We start from the raw sequence: 22,226 nt of genomic DNA on the forward strand, positions 1-22,226 counted from the left end.
AAATGGCTAACAACGAAGAATCACGCGGTTTAAAGTCTCTATTTGATTGGTTTGCAAATCGACGGAAATCAGGATCTACCAGCCTGGAACGCCAAGAGCGTGAAATTGCTGATGGTCTGTGGCATAAATGTTCTAAATGTGGCGTATTGGCATACACAAAAGACCTGAAAGCCAATCAGATGGTTTGTGTCGAATGTGGTCATCACAATCGGGTAGACAGTGATGAGCGCATCCGTCAATTGATAGATAACAATACCTGGAAACCGCTGGACGAGCATTTGCGTCCAACCGATCCGCTGGAATTTCGCGATCGCAAACTCTACAGCGATCGCTTGCGGGAATTACAGGAGAAAATTGGCTTAATAGACGCGGTTAAAACTGGTTTAGGTCAAATCAACGGTTTGCCTATTGCCCTTGGGGTTATGGACTTCCGTTTCATGGGTGGTAGTATGGGTTCGGTCGTGGGAGAAAGACTCACCCGGATGATTGAGCAAGCCACTCAACGGCGGTATCCTGTAGTTATCGTCTGCACCTCTGGTGGCGCGAGAATGCAAGAAGGAATGCTCTCCCTGATGCAGATGGCGAAAATCTCCGCAGCCCTACAGCGCCATAAAGACGCCCGACTATTATATATTCCCGTTTTGACAAATCCCACAACGGGCGGTGTTACCGCAAGTTTTGCGATGTTGGGCGATCTCATTTTGGCAGAACCCAAGGCAACTATTGGTTTTGCCGGTCGGCGAGTAATTGAGCAAACCCTACGCGAAAAATTACCCGATGATTTTCAGACTGCTGAAGATTTGCTCCTGCACGGTTTTGTTGATGATATCGTACCCCGTACCCAATTAAAGAAGACCCTAGCCCAGCTGATTGCCCTACATCAGCCTGTACTAACAACACCTCATATGGTGTTGTGGGAAACAATGTCCTTAACTTCTACCGCAGCAGAATAAACAAAAGTTATGAGTTAGGAGCAAAGCCGGAGACTCCGAAACTCCGGTGAAGAGTATGAAGTGAAAAATTCATAACTCCTCACTCCTAACTTCTAACTCCTCACTTTTGATTCCTTCATCTTCCCGGCTCTTTGACAAAAAACAGTGGAACAAGCGCTGCTAGTCGGAATAGACTAGAGAGGGCAAATAACCCCAGTAAGCCTCCAAACTGAGCAAATTGGATAATGAAGCTGCCTATCGTTGTGCCCAAAGCACCACTCGCCCCAGCAACGGCAGCTGCGATCGCAAAATAGATAGACTGATTTTTATTTGGTGCGATCGCCAATTGTATATTGTTGCTGCACAAGTCAATCGCCGCCCAAGTCCCTCCACTCAAGATGTGTAACAGGGGTAACCACAACCAGATGTCAAGGCGATTAACACCAATCCCCAGCCACAGCATTGGTGTGGCTGCAACCAAAATTCCAATACAGATGAGGATGGGACGATTGCCTATCTTGTCTGCTAATTTGCCCCACAGGATGAGCATCAGCAAAGTCGCCCCCGCCTGAAGGCTGTTGTAGATAGTCACGTAGCTCACATCCAAATCCAGCCTGTCCAGCATGTAGAGATTAAAAAAAGGACTGCTGAGGCTCACAGCAAGCGTCCAGAAGCTGAAATACAGCAGAAATCTCAAAAAGTTAGAGTTTTTCCAAAGACTGTCAGCTAATTGGTTTTGTGATGGATGAATTGATTGAACGATTTCAGATGATTCATCTTTAGCAACCTCTGGCTGAATCTCACTTGCTTGAGGTAACTTGCCATAATAAGTATTTTCCGAGCGCGGATTCATATCCACTTGGAAATACTGACACCCTAATCCCATAATTCCAAACACGATGCCTACCAGCAAAATCACCCCATAGCCTTGTAGAGTTCCACCATACCAATGTGATACAGCTAGACCGGCCATTGGTATGCAAACCAAATTCGTGAGGCTAGCAGCACTATTGCGTATGCCAAAATATCTGCCTCGCAATTGCCGGGGAACTATCATTGCTACCCAACTTAACCACGATGCCGTTCCTAGTCCTCCCAAAAGATTGCTAAATAGGACAATCAAGAGTGTCAATATCACTAACTGGTGAGTATTAACCACTCCCCAGCTTACGCCTGCAATACTGATTACTAGAACCAGCCATAGTAGCCGACCAATTCCGTGTGTCCGAAGAGAATATTGAAAGCGGCTGTTGCTGCGTTCAGACAAGTAAGCACCCAACGGCTGAACCAGATTGACCAACATGGGGATAGAGGACAGCATCCCAAAGACCACTGGACTAGCACCTAATTCCACCAAGAAATTGCTGAGTAAAATCCCGCCAGTTCCAAGGGAGTAAACCGCTGCTAAGACAGAATCTGTAGTGGAGGCTCTTAGACTTGTGCGAATAGTATCTTTAGGAATTCGAGAGGTTGGAGAGAGTACTGTTAGTGGTAAGGCAATCTGGGAAATTTCCAGAGTTAGTGGCGCAGTTGTTTCAACCTGAACAAAATCCATAATATATGTTTAATGAGTAAAACATCCTGATATAAATCCGGTTGCCCTGGAACTCAGTATGCTTTCATTAATATTCCTGATAAGTTTTCGTTATTTCAGCTTGCAATTTTTAACAAAAATTTCAGAGAAGTAAAATATCACTCATTAATAACACAAGATATAAGTGAGGTGAGAGAGACTGTTATTTGTCTGTGATCAAGAAAAGATTGTTTAATTTTTTGGGACTGGTAATGGCGATCGCGATCGCCATCATTGCTTGTCACAGTCTACAATTACCAAGCAAACCCTTAGCGTCTACCGCAGTCACCATTAAACTTAGTGGTTGGGGAGGCTCCCCTGTTGAGCAAAAACTTTTGAGACAGGTGTTGCAAGACTTTGAGGCACAGCATCCAACTATTAAGGTGAAATATGAGGTAATCTCCGACCAATACATGGATGTAATCAAAACTCGTTTAGTTGGGGAAGCTGCGCCTGATGTCTTTTATCTGGATGCGCTGGAAGCTCCTTTCTTGATGAGTCAGAATGTTTTGGAACCGTTAGATGCTTACATCACTCCCGAATTTGACCTAACGGACTTTGAGGATACACTACTCGATAGCTTCAAATACCAGAACCAGATTTACGGTTTTCCTAAAGACTATTCTACCCTTGCCCTCTTTTATAACAAAAAAGCATTCGCCGCTGCAAGCTTGAGTAATCCGCCAGCTACTTGGGAGGAATTACGTAACTACTCGAAACAATTGACAGGCAAAATTAACAAATACGGCTTTGGAGAAATTCCCGAATTGGCGCGTCAGGCTTATAAAATTAAAGCCTTTGGTGGACAACTTGTTGATCAAAATGGTTATGCTAACTTTGCCAGTGCGGCAGGTTTGCAGGGTTTAGAGTTGGTAGTAGACCAGTATCAAAAAGACCACTCCTCTGCCCAAAAATCTGATGTGGGGACAAACTCAGGTAGTGAAATGTTTGGTCAGAGTAAAGTAGCAATGGTGATTGAAGGTAACTGGGCAATTCCCTATCTAACTGAAACCTTTCCCCAACTAGAGTTTGCTACCGCACCAGTGCCTACTATTAATGACAAAAAAGGCACGATGGTATTTACCGTTGCCTATGTGATGAACAAGCAAGCACAGCACAAAGCCGAAGCTTGGGAGTTGATTTCCTATCTCACGGGTAAAGAAGGGATGCAGAAGTGGACAGGAAAAGGGTTTGCTTTACCAACACGTAAATCAGTTGCAAAGAATTTGGGCTACGACCAAGACCCATTGCGATCGCCATTAGTGGCAGGAGTGGATTATGCTACACCTTGGCAGGTAGGTAAGTATCCAGGGGCAATCGTTAATAACTTTGATAACCAGTTTGTCAGCGCCTTGTTGGGGCAACAACCATTAAAACAGGCGATGGTACAGGCGCAGAATGAAGCTAATCAGCAAATTAGGGCGATGGAGTAAGCAATCTTTCTTACCTTCACCAAATCACTTCTGAGTAGAAATTTGCTATCTCTTTATCCGCTGTAATTATTGCAGCTTGATTACTTCTGGCTAGTGCGACAACAACTCGATCTACTGGATCTCGATGACCCCATTCTAAATTGACACTTTCCATCCAAATATTTTCATCAATCGGTACAATCTGAACGACACTAGACTTTTTCAGCGTTACTACGTACTCGTTAAGATTGACTCCTAAATCTAGTTTTTTATTTTTGATTTTTATAGCAATTTCCCATATGGTTATGGACGGGACAAGACCATTTTTATCCCTTTCCATGTAGTTGCACGCTTCTTTGGCTTGTTCAGAAAGTCTAGCTGGATCTAAACTCCACCAGATTAGGGCACAAGTGTCAAGGACTATCTTCACAATTGCGCCCATTCCTCAGTGGTTGGTGTAGTTAAATCCTCAAAGTACTTCACTTTACCGCGCATCTCCCCAAATAACTCCTCTGTTGAAGGTGCTTGTGCGTATTTGGAAATTTTCACGACTGGCTTACCGCGATCAGTAACTACAATTTCTTCTCCCTCTGACTCTACAAGTCGCAAAAACTCAAGAAGTTGAGATTTGAGTTTACTTTTGGAAATTGATTTCATAATAACCGTAGTCATGACTATAGTCATATTCTAATAGGGCATAGCATCGTCTCTCACTTGCTTACAATACAAATGCTCAATATTTCCCGCCTATGACCAAGACCTACTGCGATCGCCATTAGTGGCGGGAGTTGATTATGCTACATCTTGGCAGGTAGGTAAGTATCCAGGGGCGATCGTGAATAACTTTGATAATCAGTTTGTCAGCGCCTTGCTGGGGCAACAACTATTAAATCAAGCGATGCTGAAGGCACAGAATGAAGCTAATCAGCAAATTAGGGCGATGGAGTAAGCAATCTTTCTTACCTTCACCAAATCACTTTCTAATAGGACATAGCATGAACTATTACTAAATATTTACTGGCTATGACCAAGATTCATTGCGATCGCTCTTGGAACCAGTGCCAGGTATTGGAAAATCGCTAAGTGCAAGAGATTGCAGAAAAGTTTACTCGTGCCAATTGCTTCAGACGTTGAAAATTTGTTATCTTTATTTTGGTTGCTTTCCTCCGTCCTTGGGGCACGTTTACGTTTAACGAGAACGCCCGCAGCAATGTTTCTATGGGTCTTTAGCTTCATCAATGTGAAAAACGGTGGGACGGAAAAAGGGAAAGGAACCGTGAATGCTGCTTAGGTGTTCGTTCATTCAACCAAACTTCAGGCCTAGCCTTGAAGAAGCGTAGGATAACTGTATTTTATATGCAGATGTCCACAGCTTGTCACGAATTGCTGTTGCAATCTGTGATTTGAGTTGTATGCACGAATACCCGGTCAAATAAAGCAGTATAAAATCAAGCTTTTAGCTACCGGAATTATTGCAAACGCTCTCTTCAAGGCAAGCCTCCTAGATTAAACCCAAGGAGGTCAAAAAAGTGCAACATTCTATCAAATCTGTAAGCAATAGCAATAACAGCGCATTCAATGCAGATGCCCCAGGCTGTCTATGTCTGGGGCTTTTGCTTTTGCAGTTTCTATTCACAGAAAAAAGCCCGGAATCTCTCCAGGCCGAATTTCAATTAAACATCACTCTCATCATAAAATCATGTTCGTTAAAAATAAAAACTCATCCCTACTTCCCAAGGGAAACTTGCCTCCTGGGAAGTATGCTTACTTGTTCCTTACCCTTGTAGTGATCGCTCCTATCTTTGCTGCCCTGCTATCCGGCTGTAACCCTGTGACCTTTTATTTAAGAGGGCTAGGAATTGAGTACCAGTTCCAAAAGGGGACTTGTCAACTTCCCTCAAATCAACCACAGAAGTAGGATGACATAATCGTCAAGATACCTAGCGGTGCGTAGCTTGTCGCCGTAGGCATCGCTGGGCGTCCCAATTTATAAACTCAATGAGGTTCAAGCGATCGCGTAATTGAGTATATTTGTTTGAGCAGTAAAACACTAACTCCATGACTGTAACTTCTGCCATTGAAGACTTTATTTCATTTCGTGGTCATCAGGTATGGTATCGCATCGTTAAACCAGACCAAGAAGATTCTGGCAAGCTACCGTTGCTGTGTCTTCATGGAGGCCCAGGAGTACCCCACGACTACTTAGAACCTTTGGAAGCGATCGCAGCAACCGGAAGGCGAGTTATTTTTTACGATCAATTAGGGTGTGGTAATAGCGATCGCCCCACAGACCCCGCCTTATACTCCATAGATTTGTTCAAAGAAGAACTCTTCGCTGTTCGCAGCGCATTGGATTTAGAACAGGTTCATCTTTTTGGGCAATCATGGGGTGGTTGTTTAGCCCTAGAACATGCTCTTTCCCAACCGACTGGATTAGTCAGTCTCGTTTTAGCTAGTACACCTTGCAGTATTCAACAATTTGTTACTGAAGCTTATAGCCTAATGAATGAGCTGCCAATTGAAGTACAACAAGTCATTCGTAAGCATGAAGCTGACGATACAACTCAAGACCCCGAATATAAACAGGCAATGGAAGCTTTCAATCATTCTTTTCTTTGCCGAGTAGATCCTTGGCCCAGCAGCTTAACTAGAGCCTACAGCAAAGTTGGTACAGAGTTTCGGGGTGCAGGCAAAATCATCGACTGGAATATTGAAGATCGTCTCGGTGAAATTATCGTGCCGACACTGCTACTTTCAGGTCGCTACGATGAGGTTACGCCTACTTGTGTTAAAACAGTTCACCAGGGTATTTCTGGCTCTGAGTGGGTGCTGTTTGAAAACAGTTCACATATGCCTCATTTGGAAGAGACGGAACGATTCTTGCAAGTCTTGAGCGAATTTTTGAATCGTGTCGAAACAGCCCTGTAAAGGTGAGATTGTAAGTTGAGTCTCATATTCCTTAAAGCTAACTCTTCACTTATTCTGGAATTCTGGAAATTCCAAGTTCTGAACACGGAGTTTCGAGTTCTGAGCACGAAGTTCTAAGAAAAAAGCTTGGCGTTTCGAGTTCTGAACACGGAGTTTCAAGTTCTGAGCACGAAGTTCCGAGTTCTGAACACGGAGTTTCGAGTTCTGAGCATAAAGTTTCGAGTTCTGAACACGGAGTTTCAAGTTCTGAGCATAAAGTTTCGAGTTCTGAACACAAAGTTTCGAGTTCTGAACACGGAGTACGATAAATAATCATGCATGACCCATCGCTACAGTCGGGTTAGTGCGAGATTAGGTGGAGGTTCAGTAGTGTTTGAAATCAGCAGGCGGCGGAGTAACCCCAGGTGGCAGATCACAGAAAACATGGCTGGGTATATGTTTATGATGCCTACCATTCTGGTCTTAGGAACTTTTGTAGTCTTACCCATTCTCTGCGCCGTTTTTCTTTCCTTGCAAAAAGTTCAACTCCTCGGCGGTATTGAGTACGAGTTCATCGGTTTTCGGAACTTTACACGATTAGCTGAAGATGAAAGGGTTTGGATTGCTTTGAGAAACACAGCAGAATATGTAGCCATTGTTGTGCCAACTCAAACTGTCCTGGCTTTAATTCTGGCGGTAACTCTGAATTCTGGGATTCGCGGTAAAAACTGGTGGCGCATCCTCTACTTTTTGCCCACAGTCACTTCTTCAGCAGTGCTGACGCTCATCTTTATGTGGATTTATAACACTAATGGGCTACTAAATGATTTTCTCGCTTTTATGGGGCTACCTACTTATAACTGGTTGGGTGACCCAGCAGTTGCGCTCAAAGGGATTATGATCATGAACATTTGGTCAACTGCGCCGTTTTTCATGGTGATTTATCTGGCGGCGTTGCAGGATATACCCCAAACACTTTATGAGGCGGCGGAACTTGATGGCGCAAATGGGTGGCAGCAATTTATCCACATTACGCTTCCCTTGCTGAAGCCTGTAACCTTCTTTGTGATAGCAGTGGGGGTAATTGGGACTTTTCAACTTTTTGACCAGTCTTACATCTTTTCTGGCGGTACTGGCGGGCCAAACAACGCTACCTTAACTGTGGTGCTGCTAATTTACCAAGCTGTGTTTCGGAATTTACAAATGGGATATGCAGCTGCGATCGCATTTTTGTTGACAGCAGTGATCATTGCCATCAGTTTGATTCAGCGACGACTTTTTGGAGGCGAACGGATTTGACTAACATCTCTGGCTTATCCTGGCTCAAAGTCTTGTTGTACGTCTTGCTGACACTCTATGCAATCGTCACCTTAATTCCCTTCCTCTGGGCACTTTCAGCATCATTTAAGCCGCTAACAGAGATTGTCAGTGGTGAACCCAACTTTCTCCCTAAGAATTTTACTTTTGACAACTACAGGCAAATCTTTCTGCAAGAACCGCTGTTTTGGCGCTGGTTGCTCAACAGTGTGGTGATTGCCGTCAGCGTCACGCTTTTAAACTTGTTGTTAAATTCAATGGCTGGTTATGCTTTGGCAAGACTGCGTTTTGTGGGCAAGCGCTTTTGGTTCTTCCTAATCCTGGCAGTACTGGCAGTACCAGCGCAAATCACCCTAATTCCGACATTTTTGATTTTGAAAGCGATCGGCTGGCTGAATTCTTACCAAGGCATGATTGTGCCTAGCATGGTCAATGCCACTTTTATCTTCATGATGCGGCAGTTTTTCGTTAATTTTCCTAAAGAACTAGAAGAAGCAGCCCAGCTGGATGGCTTAAATACTTTTGGAATTTTCCGACATATTGTTTTACCTTTAGCAAAACCAGCACTAGCAGCACAGGCAGTTTTTGTGTTCATGGGGAGTTGGAATAATTTTTTACTGCCTATAGTTATCCTATTTGACCCAGAAATGTTTACTCTCCCTTTGGGGCTGAACACCTTCAAAGGTCAATATATCAGCTACTGGAACTACATTATGGCGGCTTCTATGGTCTTCACCCTGCCAGCTTTAGGCATTTACGCCTTTTTTAATCGTTACTTTATTCAAAGCGTTACCTTTACCGGGGGAAAGGGTTAATAGGCATAGGACATTGGGCATGGAGCATTGGAAAACTCTTCCCTACTCCCCCTGCTCCCCTGGTTACTGAGTATTGTGCTGAGCGTAGCCGAAGGGCGCAGTCGTTGGCGCAGCCTCTCGTAGAGAAGTATGCCCCCCCTGCCCTCTTTCCCCCTCCCGATCCCCAAACCGTATTTCGGGCAACAAATTGCACTCCTAACGTGATATTGGTATTACAGCGACTCAATCTCTATCTATCAGTTAACAAGCATTATGGGTTTTGTAGACCTATCGATCGCAGAGATAGCAGCTGACTACAGCATTCCTGTAGAAAAAGTGTTTTCTCTGTGCAACCAACTGGGAATTGCCTACAGACACCAAAAGACCCGTTTGGCGTTAGAAGATGCAAAGGCAATTATTTCCCAAATATCGTCTGAAATACGCCCAAAAGGTACTAGCAACTTGGTGGGTGATAACGAGATCACCTGAAGGGTTATCTCGGACTTTGGCTAATCACTGATAGCTAATGACAAAAAACAATGAGTCTATTAGCAATTAGTAGCTTGGAGATTGAGAATCGCTTTCTTAGCTGTGTTGAGCGTCAAAATTTTTAAGGGGAAACATGTTTAGAAGACTAATTGGCGTTGTTGTGGCCACTGTTTTACTCTCGTTTCAGTTGTTTGTCGGTAGCGCGACAGCAGTGGAACTGGACAAAGCTACCCGAACGGTGCCATTAAATACTCAAGGTGAAACCACCGTACTTAGCCTTAAACAAGTCAAAGAAGGCAAACGCTTATTTAATTACGCTTGCGCCCAATGTCATGCTGGGGGAGTTACCAAGACAAACCAGAACGTGGGACTCACTCCAGACGATCTGGCATTGGCAACACCCAACCGTAACAACGTTGAAGGCTTGGTGGATTACCTGAAAAATCCCACTACTTACGACGGGGAAGAAGAGATTTCCGAAATACACCCCAGTATCAAAAGCGCAGATATTTTCACAACAATGCGAAATCTGACGGATGATGACTTGGGGGCAATCGCCGGTCATATTCTCTTACAACCCAAAATCGTTGGCACTAAGTGGGGAGGCGGAAAAATCTATTACTAAATCCCGGAATTAGTACTGAGTCATTGGGTATTGGGTACTGGGGATTGGGGATTGAAAAGAATTCAGTCCCTAGTCCCTAGTCCCCAATCCCTAGTTTTTACTAAAGTTTAGCTGCTCTCGTTCTCACCACAGCACAAAATGTTCCCGGTTAGTGCATAAAAAATTCTGAAAAGTAAAAATATTCCTAAAGAAAAAATAAAAATCTCTTGTTTGACTGTTTACCTTTCTTCACAGGTTTTTTGGGCGATCGCAGTCTAGCATTTATTACTGATCGCACAGCTTTTGGCAATAAATTGCTGCCCATTCTTAAAAAAAAAATTGTATCTATGACAGATTGTCATATTTGGTGTTGATTTTATTTAAAATGAGGAAAGGAAAAAAATTATTTGTTAGGAGAGAGCCATGAAATTGATTTCAGCAAGCTGGCGACGTCTTGGTTTAGCTGTGTTGACAATCCTTTTAGTTGTTAGCAGCTTTGCTGTTTTTACTCCCAGTGCTTCGGCTGAAACCTACCAGGTGAAATTGGGTAGCGATAAAGGAATGCTAGCATTTGAACCGAAAAAGTTGACCATTAAACCAGGCGACACAGTTGAATGGGTGAACAACAAAGTTCCCCCCCATAATGTTGTGTTTGATGCTGCCAAAAACCCCACTAAGAGCGCTGATTTAGCAAAATCTCTGTCTCATAAGAAGTTGCTCATGAGTCCTGGTCAAAAGGAAACAACCACCTTTGCAACAGACGCACCTGCTGGTGACTACACCTTCTACTGTGAACCTCACCGTGGTGCTGGCATGGTTGGTACAATCACTGTCCAAGGCTAGAAATAGCAACCTTTGACACAAAATGATTTCTCAGTGAAATTAGCTCATAGCAACACGCCACACTTCTAGAGTGACGCACAAAAAGCATAAATGGCGGTAACGAGTCCTATCCTCCCCTAAGACGCTAAACAACCTGTGGCGATGGAGGTGTGAACTCGTTACCGCCACTTTTGATCAAATTTGACTTAATCAGGGATTAATCACGTTTATACTCTTGCTGGAGGCTTGTTGCGAGGAAATACTGTTGAGAATACTTTTATTAATCCTACTGTTAGCGATCGCCCAATTCAAATTGACATTCATTAGTCCAGCACTAGCTGCCGAAACATCTAACGGTGCTAAAATTTTCGAGGCTAACTGCGCTTCTTGCCATATAGGTGGCGGTAACATCCTTATTAGCCAGAAAACCTTGAAAAAGGAAGCATTGTCAAAGTACCTAGAAAATTATGATCGTGACTCAATCGAGGCGATTATCCACCAAGTGCAAAATGGAAAAAATGCCATGCCTGCCTTTAAAAGCAAGTTAAGTCCTGAGGAGATTTTGGAGGTAGCTGCTTACGTTTTTCAGAATGCAGAACAAGGCTGGTAAAGTAGGAATACCGTTTAGTTCTTGTGGGGTGGGTGTCTTTGCCTACCTTTAATTATTGGTGGGCGAGACGCCCACCCCACAACATTAGAGAATTTATTTGTTGGAAATCCCTGAGTGCATTTCCTTCTTAGAACTTTTTAAGGAACTTCAAAGTTTGCTAGGCGTAAATAAATTAAAGTTTGTAGTAAGTTAGCGCGGTCTTCTCCCTACAGCCCTTCTCAAGACAGGAGACGCTCTTGCGTTCGGGCATCCTCCGGCAGGCGTTAACCTCTCACATTGCCAGAGGCTAACTCCAAGCTAGAAGCGTAAGGACTTTAGTCCTGAGCAACCTTGCTATAAGCGATGAATCACTCACTAGGAACTAGGATTTTATTATATGTTTAATTATGCCTACCTATCTAAGTGTGACGAACTGGCGATCGCCAGTTCGTCAACTGCTAAAAACGATATTTTAAAGATGAATGATAAATTCAGAATCTTTATCATTCATGGCTTTTAGGTTTTTCTTAATCCAAGATCACCCGCTGGCAATTATTTTTCTGGATTAGACTTTTCTCTGTTTTCCTTCACTTCGCGCAACCGTTCTACTAATTTTCCATCTGATTCAACAGAGGGTGTAGGCTGACTATTATTAACTCTCGGCAGCAATAACATTTCGGAAGTAGTAGCTGGCGATGAAAGCGTGGGCTGGTTTATGATTTGCTGTTCAGATAATGGTTCAGAAGTAACTGCTGGTGAGGGCGTAGGGTGATTGCTATTGACTCCCGGTGCAGATAATGGTTTAAGAGTACCTATCGGCAAGGACGCAGGCCGGTTATTTTTGATTCGCAGTTCTGGAAATGGTTTAGAAGTAGCTGCTGGTGAGGGGGTAAACTGATTGTTATTGATTATCGGTGCAGATAATTGAGTAGTCCCAGTGGTGTTGCTAATGTTGTTTTGGAAACTTAGGTTAAATGGATAGGAACTAATTTGTTTATCTCCCTTGGGGGATTGCTTGTTGAAATATTCCCTTGCTTTAACAATCAATTCAGGGGAAACTAACTTATTTTGAAACTTGATATCTAAGACCTTACCATCAGGATCTACCACTAATACACCCAAAACAGCACCTTCAAGATTCGGCTTATCTGTGGGTAATGTTTGGCGGATAACTGGTTTTTGTTCAGCAGTAGGGTATTCTTGCTGGACTTCTTTTCTCAGGTTTGCGTAGGAGTCTAACTGGGCGATCGCCAGTTCAGATCCTTTTCCAGATAAATCAGGTGTCTTGAGCGTGGTTCCCCTAGTTGGGGTTAAGCTATGCCCAGCCCTTGGAGCTTGTTTTAAAGAATTTATCAGCGGGTTTTGAGCAATTCTAGACATATCATTACCCGGTTGCATCATCTGTAAAGTCCTATTTCCCTGTGCTGTTGGAATAGGGGTAGCCTCAGATAGGTTCGGAGACTGGGCATTTTGCAGAATATCATCAGGTATTTTCTGCGACTCCAACTCTGGCAACCTATTAATAGCCAGTGGCTTAACTACCTGGTATTTAGTATCACTATTATTCAAACGAGGAACTGATGGCGAGAATTTCGGGCTGGTATTGAATTTAGAACTGTCAAATTTAGAGGCGTCAAATCGCAAATTTTCACTAGGAATCATCCGCAAAGACTGCCTTGTAGGCAAGGAGGAGACTCGATAGTTATTCGATGATGGGGGTAGCGGAGGCAGTATTAGCTGACTGGATGGGGCTGGTGCCAATGGGGGCAATCCAGTTTGGGCGCTAAAGTTAGGGGCAGAAAGTGGCGCTACTGGAGGAAATTGTTGTAAACCAACTTGGGATGTGCTTTGCGGTAAACGGTTTTGGTCGGCTTGGCTCAATTCCAAAAGTCCGACTGTTTTGGATGATGCTGTTTGTTTGGGCTTGTTAGAGTCCATAGGCATCAATGGCACAATCATCGCAATAGCACCGTGGATGCCAAGAGAAGCTATAGCTGCTATCCCAATTGGCTGGCTTAAGATTTCTGGTATATTTTTAAACAGGGAGACGTAAGACATAGCTGTTATCGTTCACTCGGCTCAGTTGCAGTTGATTAGCGATTTTATCTTTTCGACTTGCAGGATATTGTAAGAGATGCGTCCCTCTAAGGAAATAGTAACTTCCTATGCTGGCAATCAAAACGCCAAAATTGCCATTTATTCAGGTTTTTAATTGATCAGTGACGTTGGATCATATTTTCAAATTTGACTTTGCTAAAGAGATATTTGAAAAATTACTACTTTTGATTTTTTACTGTTATGACGCACACAATTAAAATTAATATCTAGGGTATTTATAAAGTTTAAGTGAACGTACAAGTCTGAGTACATCACAACATTTGCTGAAGTTGCCTGGTTTTGTCTACTGTTTTCCAGTCTAACTACGCTTCTGTAACAGATGGCACACTTGCTTGTCCGAATCTAGGACCTATGTAAAAATACTACCACATCAGCAGCCCCTAAAACTGTTGCACATTGTACAATTTTATTGACATTCTAGTACCGACTAAAGCTATTTGAGTTTTTATAAAAGGAGTCAGTCATCAAATCGCAATTCTAGCTTCTGAATCTGACTACTTCTTCGTAAAAAAGTTTCAAACCATCAATCATTGCAGCAAAAATTTAAAATGCCGTTACCGACAGTTATTGTGCCTGGATATCTAGAAAATGCGATCGCTTACCGCCAACTAGAACAATCCCTACAAGAGTTAGATTTTCCCACAGTTACAGTACCACTGCGACGGCGTGACTGGCTACCCACTATTGGAGGAAGATCAGTAACACCGATTCTGCAACAACTTCATCTTACAATCAAGCATATATTGCAGCAACATAATGCTACTCAAATTAACTTGATTGGTCACTCAGCCGGAGGTTGGATATCCCGCATCTACATGGGAGAAAAGCCCTACTTGGCACGCGGTGATGTCAAACCATTTCTCTGGGAAGCGCATCCCCTGGTTGCTACTCTCATCACCTTGGGGACACCCCATGTTAGTCAAGAACGCTGGACACGCTCCAATCTAGATTTTGTGACCAATAACTACCCAGGAGCTTTTTACAAAAACGTTCGTTACGTTTGTGTGGCTGGCAAAACTATCTTTGGGGAAAGGCGGCGCGGTAGCTGGTTAGCTTACAGTAGTTACCAATTAACCTGTGGCAAGGGTAACACTTGGGGAGATGGAATCACACCGATTGAAGCTGCTCACTTAGAAGGCGCAGAAAATTTTGTTATTCAAGGTGTGAGGCATTCTCCGAGAAGTCCTGGGATCTGGTATGGTTCAGCAGAACCCTTAAAAGCTTGGCTGCAATATTTAATTTAACTGATATCTTACACTAGTACACTGTGGCGCCAGTCTGCCTACCTTTAACCAGTTGCTCAATCAATGGTCTGGTTAATTGAGATGGTAGCTGGATTTACGCGCACGCTGAACTAGTATACCACGCCGTAAATAGAGCAATCATTTAAAATCCTTAAAGAGCTTATTCCATAATACTTTTGACTTTTGACTTCCGCCTTGCGGTACTAGTCCAATAATCGCCTAGTAATTCATTACTAGGCTAATAGCTAAAGTCGTCTAAAGAGCACTAGTAAACGGTTTTAGTCCATTTAAGTGGACTTGGGCTAGTTGGCTCATCGAGAATAGTGCAATATATCAGATTTAAAAAACTTTATCTTTTTCAGAGAATTGCAACATTTATTAATATTTATTAGCTAAAATTGTAACAAGAATAAATACTTAGTTAAGAACAGGAGGGGTGAGCCATGCAAAGCACCCAGTTCGATAAGATTTTGCGAAGAATAGCGACGATATTATCAGTCGTGATTCTGACTCTGTGCTTAATTTATGTATCTACGGGAGTTTTGCTGTCTTTTTACTATGAACCGACAGCAGGCGGAGCTTATAACTCATTGAAGATGATTAATACACAACTGCCATACGGCTGGTTGTTTCTGAGAGCGCATGATATTGCTGGTAACGCGGTAATTGCGATCGCTCTGATTCAAATTGTGGTGATGTTTTTAGGTCGGCGATTTCGCAAGAGTTGGCTGGCTGCTTGGATTAGCGGGATTTTGTTAACTTTAAGTGCGATCGGGCTGGACTGGACAGCGATGATTCTAGATTGGACTCAGGAAGGATACTGGCGTTTTAACATTGAGTTGGGAACCATCGAAGCAATTCCTTTCATTGGTGGACAACTGCGCGAGATCCTAACTGGGGGTGGAGCAATTAACACAGTTACTGTCGAACACCTTTACACAATACACAGTTATCTAATTTCGATGGCGACGCTAATTCTTGCCATAGTTCATTTATCTGCTTTACTGTGGCAAGAATGGCAAATGTATCAAGAAGCGCCAAAACCAGAAATTGGTAATTTGCAACAACCACCAGAAGGCGAGTTTGTTCCTTCCCAAAGCTAATAAAGAGTGCTGTTAGCGGATAGCTATGGTTGAGCCAGTGCTGAGTTAGGAGTTATATTCTTCCTCAGCCTGCTCATCCCCCAGGAACCTCACTAGCGGAAACTTCAGATAATTGGGCGAGGGATAGGTCTTCAACCTCTGGTAACTTTTCTAGAGAGAGGGGAGTGGATTGGGTAGCACCAGATAAGCGTTTTAAAAGGCTAGGTCTGGGATCATACAATAGGTAAATAATCCGATCGCCAACTTCCCACTCTTGGTTAGCTGGCATTACCTGTAAGCGTTCTTCTCGTTCTACCAATAGCGGTATCAACACCCCAGTCTGAATCTTTTCTTGGATGCGATCGCATTGAGTGGAAAATTCCAACTCATTTAGCGTAGTTGTCCCCAGCTTAACTCGCCCATCATTCAAATATTCATTCCAAGTCTTAATCGCTAAGTCTGGGATAAAAGCTTGATTAACTTTATTACTAACCGAGATACTTGCTTGCGGAGCACGGGGGAAAACAGCTAAGACACGCGGCGGCTTAAATTCCTCAGCCGCCCGTTGAGCCAAAACAAAATTCACCTCGCCATTACTTGTCATAGCCAAAAAAGTACCCATAGAGGCAAGTCCTGCCTCTTCCAAAACAGCAGCATTCAGCCCGCTGCTGGCAATTACCCGCAGATTTTGTGCCTCGGCTTGAACAAGACATTGGGGGTCAGTATCAATCATGACCACGTTTTCTCCGCGTTCTTGAAAAAACCGGGCAATCAAAAGACTCAACGGATTACAACCCACAATCACTGCCCCAGTTACGTCTTTAGAGGTAATTTGCAGCCATTTAGCAACCCAGCCAGCTGTTAGACCTTGACAGACAACAGTCATGATAATTGTCAGGAAGACTAGAGCTTTGATCGAATCACCACCGTTAATGCCACGCTGTGTCAGCGAAATCGCAAAAAAAGAAGCTACGGAAGCGGCAACAATTCCTCTAGGAGCAACCCAGCTTAAAAATAGTTTCTGTCGCCAGTTTAAGTCACTGTTCCAGGTACACAAGAGGATATTAATCGGGCGAACGACAAACATTAATACCAAAACAGTGAATAAACTACCCCAACCCAAAGCAAACACACTGGCAATGGATAAATCAGCGGCTAATAAGATAAATAGCACCGAAACACTGAGAATTGTCAGTTGACCCTTAAAGCTCCGTAACAGACGTTCTTCTGGGACTGAGGAGTTAGCAAATACTGCTCCTGCAACCACTGTTGTCATTACTCCCGATTCACTGCGGATGATTTGCGATAAGGTAAACAGGCTCCAAAGTATCGCCAACACCACTAAGTTTTTTAGCTCGAATGACAGAAAACTGGCGCGTTTGAAAATCAAGCTCATCAGATAACCGCCTGCACCACCAATTGCCGCACCAACGCCCAGGCGCATGAGTAAACCGATGATTGCATTGATCGGGCCAGCATCGCCGTTCAAAATGGTATCGAGAACCACGAAGGCAAGGATAGCTCCTACAGGGTCAATTAAAACCCCTTCCCCTTCCAAAAGTGTTGCTACTTGGCGATCTACATTGATTTGTTTGAGCAAGGGGCCAACGACAGTTGGGCCTGTCACCACGACTATGGAAGCATAAAGAATAGCTATGTTCCAGGGAAATTCACCCAGCCAGTGAGCAGCCATACTCCCACCAAGCAATGTGATCAGCGTTCCTAGAGTAACGAGCAATTGCAGGCTGACTGAAACTCTACCTAACTCTCGCAGATCCAAATTAAGTCCGCCTTCAAACAAAATTATTGCCGTTGCTAGGGCGACAATAACTTCCACTCCAGTGCCTAACAAATGGGGATGCAATAGCCCTATGCCATCAGAGCCAAACAGGATACCCAACAGCAATAACAAGACGATGCTAGGTATCCGAAAGTATGCAGCCAGCACTTGGGCACTAATGCCTGCAAAGACAGCGATCGCCATCTGTAGGGTAATTTCAAAAGATGCTTCCATGTTGTAGATTTTGAGCGATTTATTTCAAAATCTTTTGTAAAAAATCGGAGATATTAACTCTACAGGGTACAACATCATACCCTTTGCCCCTTGCTGAGTTTAGCGTTTTTTCTCTCTGGGCGTCCCCTTAAATTCCAAGTGCTGGACGCTGACACACCCTGCACCTTCCCGTACAAGCGTCTACGAAATTCTTTTTGTGTCTCCATGTTTTGTATTCTCTTCAAGCTTTTGCCTCCACCTAGTTTAGCTGCCACAAACTTTTTTTGGCAAAAGCTGTTGACAACGGCAAGGAAATTCGTTACCTTATAAAAGGTCTGAGTTCGATGCCCCCATCGTCTAGAGGCCTAGGACACCTCCCTTTCACGGAGGTAACGGGGATTCGAATTCCCCTGGGGGTACTTAAAAAGGATAAAAAAGCAAAAGTATTTTTTGCTCAAAATCTACGAAGCAAAACTATCATTCAAGATTTTTCCTGAATGATAGTTTAACTATACATAAGGTTCTTTGCTGGCTAACTCTTCTACACGTTGGTAAATAGCCAGAAGATTTAGCCGCAGGTCTTTGCTCAAGCGGTTTTCAATGATTCCCACTGGCATAGTGAGTTTAGGCCAAACTTGAATTGTGTAGCAAAGATTTGTTCCTCCATACTCACCGAGGGAATAAGGCTCTAAACACCAGCTACCAGAAAAGCCTTTAAAATCTCCCTCGACCATGCGGAAATTAATTTCTTTGGGGAAGCATTCTTCCAAATCCAGAACTACCCGCGCCCAAAAGTTGAAATTCAGTAAGCGCTGGGAGCCTACTTGCTCAAGTCGAATTCCACCATTGGGATGCTCGATTAGACGACTCTTGGCGAGGTTGGGGAGAAAGTCAGGTAAGGCTTCATAGTCTGTCAGAACCTTCCATATCTGTTCCACTGGTTGGGGAATTTGGACTTTAGCGCTGATTTGTCGCTGTCGCTCTGCTATTTTCTCAATTTGAATTTCTACCTTAGCTGCCAAAGCGACTGCATCAGCAGTCAAATCCCCTTCGAGGATGATGTCATTACTAAGAGACTGGAAATCAAGGTTCTGTGTTGTGTTCTGTTTTTTAGTCACTTTCAGAATTATGGTTTGCTTTCGTCACAAAATTGGGGCAAAGTCAGGGTGAAGCAAATTTCGCTCTGTTCAGAATCCGAGATTTGGAGACTCTCAACTGCGATCGTTCCATTCAAATGCTGCACTAAAGACTTGACTAGAGCAAGTCCCAAGCCAGCCCCTGGAGTCCAGCGTCCTTTTCCGCGACGGAACTTGTCAAAGATGTAGGTCGCTTCTTCTTCGGAGATGGCACGTCCTGTATTCGTCACCTTTATGATAACTTGATCAATTTGTTGAGCAACTTGATGAGAGGCTTGTAAGTGGACGGTAGTATCATGCTCTGAGTATTTACAGGCATTGGTTAACAACTCTTGGAAAATGCGGTCAAAACTCTCTAGTTCAGTTTGCAGTTTTAGCGATTCCTCTGGTAAATCTACAGAAATCTTTAATCCCTTTTCTGCGAGTTTTTTCCCAAAAGATGCTGCTATATCCTGGATTCTAGTATTTAAATCTATAGTTTTTAATTGTGGAGCTTCGTGAGGCGACTCTAGTTTCTGGAGTGTCAACAAGTCATTAATCAAGTTGATTTCCTTTGTGCATTCCTCCTCTAGGATATCCATGTATCTAACTTGACGCTCTGGCGCGATTCCTGGCAAACGTAAGTTACGAATTGACATCAGCATGTTTGTCAAAGGATAGCGCAAGCGATCGCTCATGTTACTCAAAAATTCATCTTTGAGTTCGTTAAGTTTCCGCAGTTGCTCAACATATTGTCGGCTTCTTTCATTCAATTTTGCCTGGAGTTCAAGACTACTCTGGAGTTGCGCCGTCCGATCTTTTACCAAACTTTGGACTCCGCCCAATGTCATTGACTGCATTATGGCGTTACTTACTTGAGCACAAACCATTTCTACAAGATTTAATTCTGCTGCTTGCCAACTGCGAGTGACAGCTTGCTGTAGCACCAAGAATCCTAAAATTGTACCTTGACTCTCTAATGGCACTAATAATACCGCAGGCAATTCCTTTATTGCAAATAATGGAGCCGCACAGGAGGTATCGTTTTGTTCTGTATAGTTATCAAAGATTACTGGTTTTACAGAATCTATGAAGGCACGCTGGCATAAACCACACTCTGATATCAAGAAAGACTGATTCAAGATATCTGGTTTAGTAGTGCTGTAATTTTGTGTTTCCCTAGCCCATTCACCACTCACGGTAGCTTTCGCTTTGGGGATTTGTTTTTTAGCTTGAGTCCTAAATAGTGGATCTGTATATTTTAGTAGTATAAGCAAACCCCGATCTGCCAGTAGAGATTCGGCAGTAGAGGCGATAACTAACTGGAGCATTTGATTCAGCTCCAAGTTGCTCCGACTCAGTAAAGTTAATTGCTTGATCAAGCTTTGATACTGATTGCTCTTTTGCAAATACTGTTGTTGATGAGTAATTAGTTTAGCTTGTGCCACTTGAGAAAAAGCGATCGCACAAGACGACTCCACCTCTTTGAGCAGTTGTTTTTCTGATTCACTCCAATCATAGGGTTGGAATTTAATCAGACTAATCACCCCATTATTATTGCCACCAAACCGGGTAGGAATTGCCAAAACGGCTTTTATCGGTAGCGGCAAATACTGACAGCCAATTACCAGACTATTTTGAATGATGGAAATATCTTGAATAGTCAATGGTTCAGCAGCACATTGCAGCACTGGCGAGTGCATAAGCAACTGTTCCATCGAAAACATCTCTTCTGGGTGTGGTAACCCTAGATACTCATCAGCACACCAATTAGTAGTAGTCGCTTCGTCGGATGTCTCACCCGTTACTGAAACTAAGCAGCAGCAATCTACTTGAAAAGCAACTCCTAGCAATTGGGCAATATCTTGTACCATCAATGCCATCGCTGAACTGTTGGCAATGATTTGGTTAATCTTTTGCACCAACTGGCGGGTAGGTTCTTCCTGATGCTGCATCAGCTTAACTTGGTAAGGTTGTAGTCGATCTACGTCATCTACGTAATGTGGCGGCGACGATAAAGGCTTTTTCATTCTTGGCACGCCCTCGGATAATAACCCCATTCTTCTTGCACCCAACCTTTTGGCATATTCTTCAGCGTTATGTGTTGATACACCCTGATAATTGACAAATCTTGTATGAATATCTTTCTCTCACCTGTTATAGCCCTTTTCTATCTCAGATGGCCAAGTTTCCGCTTGATCAAGCAAATTGCTACATTCTTAGATAAGTAATAAAATACTCCAGATATCCTATAAATGCTTCAGTTAGCTTATTTTGACTGCTCTATGTTGAAATAATTTACTAACTTTATCCTGTCTTTAAGTATACATAAACCGTAATTCCTCTGGAATTCCAGCAAAATTGCCCTTAAATATTACGTAAAATTATTTAGCTTACTTGATAAATTTTTATTACATTTTTTTATAAACTAGTAGGTTTAACAAGCTACTCTTTTATCTCCGTAACTCTCAGTAAAATATTAATAAGGCTAAATTCTAAATGCAGCCCAATTATTTTTGCTAATAACTGGGCTGCATTGCCTGAATATAAGACTATCCAGCCAAGCTCTCGACACTCAGAGGAACCATATCGCCATTTCTGGTCAGTCCTAACAACATTGGTTGTTGGGGTTGAATTAGTTGACCTGTGAGTACACAGCGTTCTTCTTGCTGAGCTGTGGCAGCTATGCTAGCTCGAATGTCAGTCCGCGAAAATCGAGGCTTCCACTCACCTGATTTTTGCTGGACATAATTCCAAAGGATATCTCGGATCAAAGCTTGATATCCCTGATTGCCAGCTATTTCTTTGAGCTTATCTTTGAGTTCCCGCTCTAGGCGGATGCTGGTAACTTCCATATCGGTAGTTGGGGTGCGAGCGATCGTATGCATCACTATTTCTCCTTAAAGGTATAGACAGGACAGTAATACAAGTGTAGTATGTTTAAAGGAATGTTCAATAGGTGAAATTTTCTGTGAAATCCATTTACCCCATCTCCACTTCTTTGTACGCTACCAATTTCCGAGCCGGTTGGGAATCAGCTGCTATGGAAGTGGAGTATTTATTTATGGGCGATGGTAGCCGGAATTTTGGGCAAATCACAGAGGGTAATTATGATTTTAGACATCTCAGCATTAGTAGGCTGATTGCAAAACCACAACTAGATGAAGAAAGCGGGGGGTACAGGCAAAAGAATACTGTACCAATATGAGACCAGAAAATTTTCCGGTCAATTCTA

At 43.1% G+C, this 22,226-nt stretch carries 20 protein-coding genes, 1 tRNA gene and 1 pseudogene; 14 read left to right on the top strand and 8 right to left on the bottom strand.

All coding sequences use genetic code 11. The features are described 5' to 3' along the window. Window positions 1–2: 2 nt before the first annotated feature. Entirely contained in the window at window positions 3–953 is a 951-nt protein-coding gene (gene accD, locus V7K49_RS16375) for an acetyl-CoA carboxylase, carboxyltransferase subunit beta (protein WP_335073985.1), read from the top strand. A 115-nt stretch (window positions 954–1,068) separates the two neighbouring features. On the opposite strand, the gene V7K49_RS16380 is transcribed toward accD, so the two are convergent. Further along, window positions 1,069–2,487, bottom strand: coding sequence for an MFS transporter (locus V7K49_RS16380; protein WP_335206456.1), 1,419 nt, complete (start codon window positions 2,485–2,487; stop codon window positions 1,069–1,071). 230 nt (window positions 2,488–2,717) lie between these two features. Between V7K49_RS16380 and V7K49_RS16385 the strand changes: the two genes are divergently transcribed. After that, a complete protein-coding gene (locus tag V7K49_RS16385) occupies window positions 2,718–3,938 on the top strand; it encodes an ABC transporter substrate-binding protein (protein WP_335206565.1) in 1,221 nt (406 codons plus the stop codon). A gap of 16 nt (window positions 3,939–3,954) precedes the next feature. Here the strand turns inward: V7K49_RS16385 and V7K49_RS16390 are convergent, their stop codons facing one another. Both V7K49_RS16390 and V7K49_RS16395 read right to left on the bottom strand, forming a co-directional pair. Beyond that, window positions 3,955–4,347, bottom strand: a complete 393-nt coding sequence (locus V7K49_RS16390; RefSeq protein ID WP_335206458.1) for a type II toxin-antitoxin system VapC family toxin — start codon at window positions 4,345–4,347, stop codon at window positions 3,955–3,957. Then, window positions 4,344–4,574, bottom strand: coding sequence for a type II toxin-antitoxin system Phd/YefM family antitoxin (locus V7K49_RS16395; protein ID WP_322686356.1), 231 nt, complete (start codon window positions 4,572–4,574; stop codon window positions 4,344–4,346). The genes V7K49_RS16390 and V7K49_RS16395 overlap by 4 nt, the downstream gene beginning before the upstream one ends. Before the next feature lie 91 nt (window positions 4,575–4,665). Here V7K49_RS16395 and V7K49_RS16400 point away from each other — a divergent pair. The 8 genes and pseudogenes from V7K49_RS16400 to petJ form a co-directional block, all read left to right on the top strand. Next, window positions 4,666–4,866, top strand: a pseudogene (locus tag V7K49_RS16400) (ABC transporter substrate-binding protein); the annotation flags it as partial. 1,109 nt (window positions 4,867–5,975) lie between these two features. Further along, window positions 5,976–6,845: a proline iminopeptidase-family hydrolase gene (locus V7K49_RS16405; RefSeq protein WP_335206461.1), complete on the top strand. Its 870-nt coding sequence runs from the start codon at window positions 5,976–5,978 to the stop codon at window positions 6,843–6,845. Between the two features lie 423 nt (window positions 6,846–7,268). After that, on the top strand, window positions 7,269–8,123 hold the full coding sequence (locus tag V7K49_RS16410) for a carbohydrate ABC transporter permease (protein WP_442948673.1): 855 nt from the start codon (window positions 7,269–7,271) through the stop codon (window positions 8,121–8,123). After that, window positions 8,120–8,956 carry a carbohydrate ABC transporter permease gene (locus tag V7K49_RS16415; protein ID WP_334870035.1) on the top strand — a complete coding sequence of 279 codons (837 nt, stop codon included), beginning with the start codon at window positions 8,120–8,122 and terminating at the stop codon, window positions 8,954–8,956. The genes V7K49_RS16410 and V7K49_RS16415 overlap by 4 nt, the downstream gene beginning before the upstream one ends. A gap of 252 nt (window positions 8,957–9,208) precedes the next feature. Further along, a complete protein-coding gene (locus V7K49_RS16420) occupies window positions 9,209–9,424 on the top strand; it encodes a hypothetical protein (RefSeq protein ID WP_273765979.1) in 216 nt (71 codons plus the stop codon). A gap of 133 nt (window positions 9,425–9,557) precedes the next feature. After that, window positions 9,558–10,049 (top strand): photosystem II cytochrome c-550, encoded by a 492-nt coding sequence (gene psbV / locus V7K49_RS16425; RefSeq protein ID WP_334794642.1) that lies wholly within the window; start codon window positions 9,558–9,560, stop codon window positions 10,047–10,049. 402 nt (window positions 10,050–10,451) lie between these two features. Further along, on the top strand, window positions 10,452–10,871 hold the full coding sequence (petE, locus tag V7K49_RS16430; protein WP_335206463.1) for a plastocyanin: 420 nt from the start codon (window positions 10,452–10,454) through the stop codon (window positions 10,869–10,871). Between the two features lie 244 nt (window positions 10,872–11,115). Continuing rightward, window positions 11,116–11,460, top strand: coding sequence for a cytochrome c6 PetJ (gene petJ, locus V7K49_RS16435; RefSeq protein ID WP_273765975.1), 345 nt, complete (start codon window positions 11,116–11,118; stop codon window positions 11,458–11,460). A 531-nt stretch (window positions 11,461–11,991) separates the two neighbouring features. Here the strand turns inward: petJ and V7K49_RS16440 are convergent. After that, complete coding sequence (locus V7K49_RS16440; RefSeq protein ID WP_335206464.1) at window positions 11,992–13,497, bottom strand: hypothetical protein; 1,506 nt, start codon at window positions 13,495–13,497, stop codon at window positions 11,992–11,994. 608 nt (window positions 13,498–14,105) lie between these two features. Here V7K49_RS16440 and V7K49_RS16445 point away from each other — a divergent pair. Next, entirely contained in the window at window positions 14,106–14,801 is a 696-nt protein-coding gene (locus tag V7K49_RS16445) for an esterase/lipase family protein (protein WP_335206466.1), read from the top strand. Window positions 14,802–15,244: 443 nt separating this feature from the next. Further along, the gene (locus V7K49_RS16450; protein ID WP_334870023.1) at window positions 15,245–15,904 is read left to right on the top strand and encodes a cytochrome b N-terminal domain-containing protein; all 660 of its coding nucleotides are present in this window, start codon (window positions 15,245–15,247) and stop codon (window positions 15,902–15,904) included. A gap of 73 nt (window positions 15,905–15,977) precedes the next feature. Here V7K49_RS16450 and V7K49_RS16455 read toward each other — a convergent pair whose 3' ends face one another. Next, window positions 15,978–17,897 (bottom strand): cation:proton antiporter, encoded by a 1,920-nt coding sequence (locus V7K49_RS16455; protein ID WP_335206468.1) that lies wholly within the window; start codon window positions 17,895–17,897, stop codon window positions 15,978–15,980. A gap of 325 nt (window positions 17,898–18,222) precedes the next feature. On the opposite strand from V7K49_RS16455, the gene V7K49_RS16460 reads away from it, so the two are divergent. Next, window positions 18,223–18,295: transfer RNA gene (locus V7K49_RS16460), tRNA-Glu, on the top strand. A 90-nt stretch (window positions 18,296–18,385) separates the two neighbouring features. On the opposite strand, the gene V7K49_RS16465 is transcribed toward V7K49_RS16460, so the two are convergent. From V7K49_RS16465 to V7K49_RS16475, 3 genes are all read right to left on the bottom strand, one after another. Continuing rightward, window positions 18,386–18,994 (bottom strand): SRPBCC family protein, encoded by a 609-nt coding sequence (locus V7K49_RS16465; protein WP_334870019.1) that lies wholly within the window; start codon window positions 18,992–18,994, stop codon window positions 18,386–18,388. Window positions 18,995–19,002: 8 nt separating this feature from the next. Next, window positions 19,003–21,021, bottom strand: a complete 2,019-nt coding sequence (locus V7K49_RS16470; protein WP_335206470.1) for a sensor histidine kinase — start codon at window positions 21,019–21,021, stop codon at window positions 19,003–19,005. 522 nt (window positions 21,022–21,543) lie between these two features. After that, window positions 21,544–21,879, bottom strand: a complete 336-nt coding sequence (locus tag V7K49_RS16475) for a hypothetical protein (protein WP_273765967.1) — start codon at window positions 21,877–21,879, stop codon at window positions 21,544–21,546. Window positions 21,880–21,950: 71 nt separating this feature from the next. On the opposite strand from V7K49_RS16475, the gene V7K49_RS16480 reads away from it, so the two are divergent. Next, window positions 21,951–22,199: a hypothetical protein gene (locus V7K49_RS16480; RefSeq protein ID WP_273765966.1), complete on the top strand. Its 249-nt coding sequence runs from the start codon at window positions 21,951–21,953 to the stop codon at window positions 22,197–22,199. Window positions 22,200–22,226: the final 27 nt, after the last annotated feature.

Origin of the sequence: Nostoc sp. (assembly GCF_036919675.1) — a bacterium.
Lineage (GTDB): Bacteria > Cyanobacteriota > Cyanobacteriia > Cyanobacteriales > Nostocaceae > Nostoc.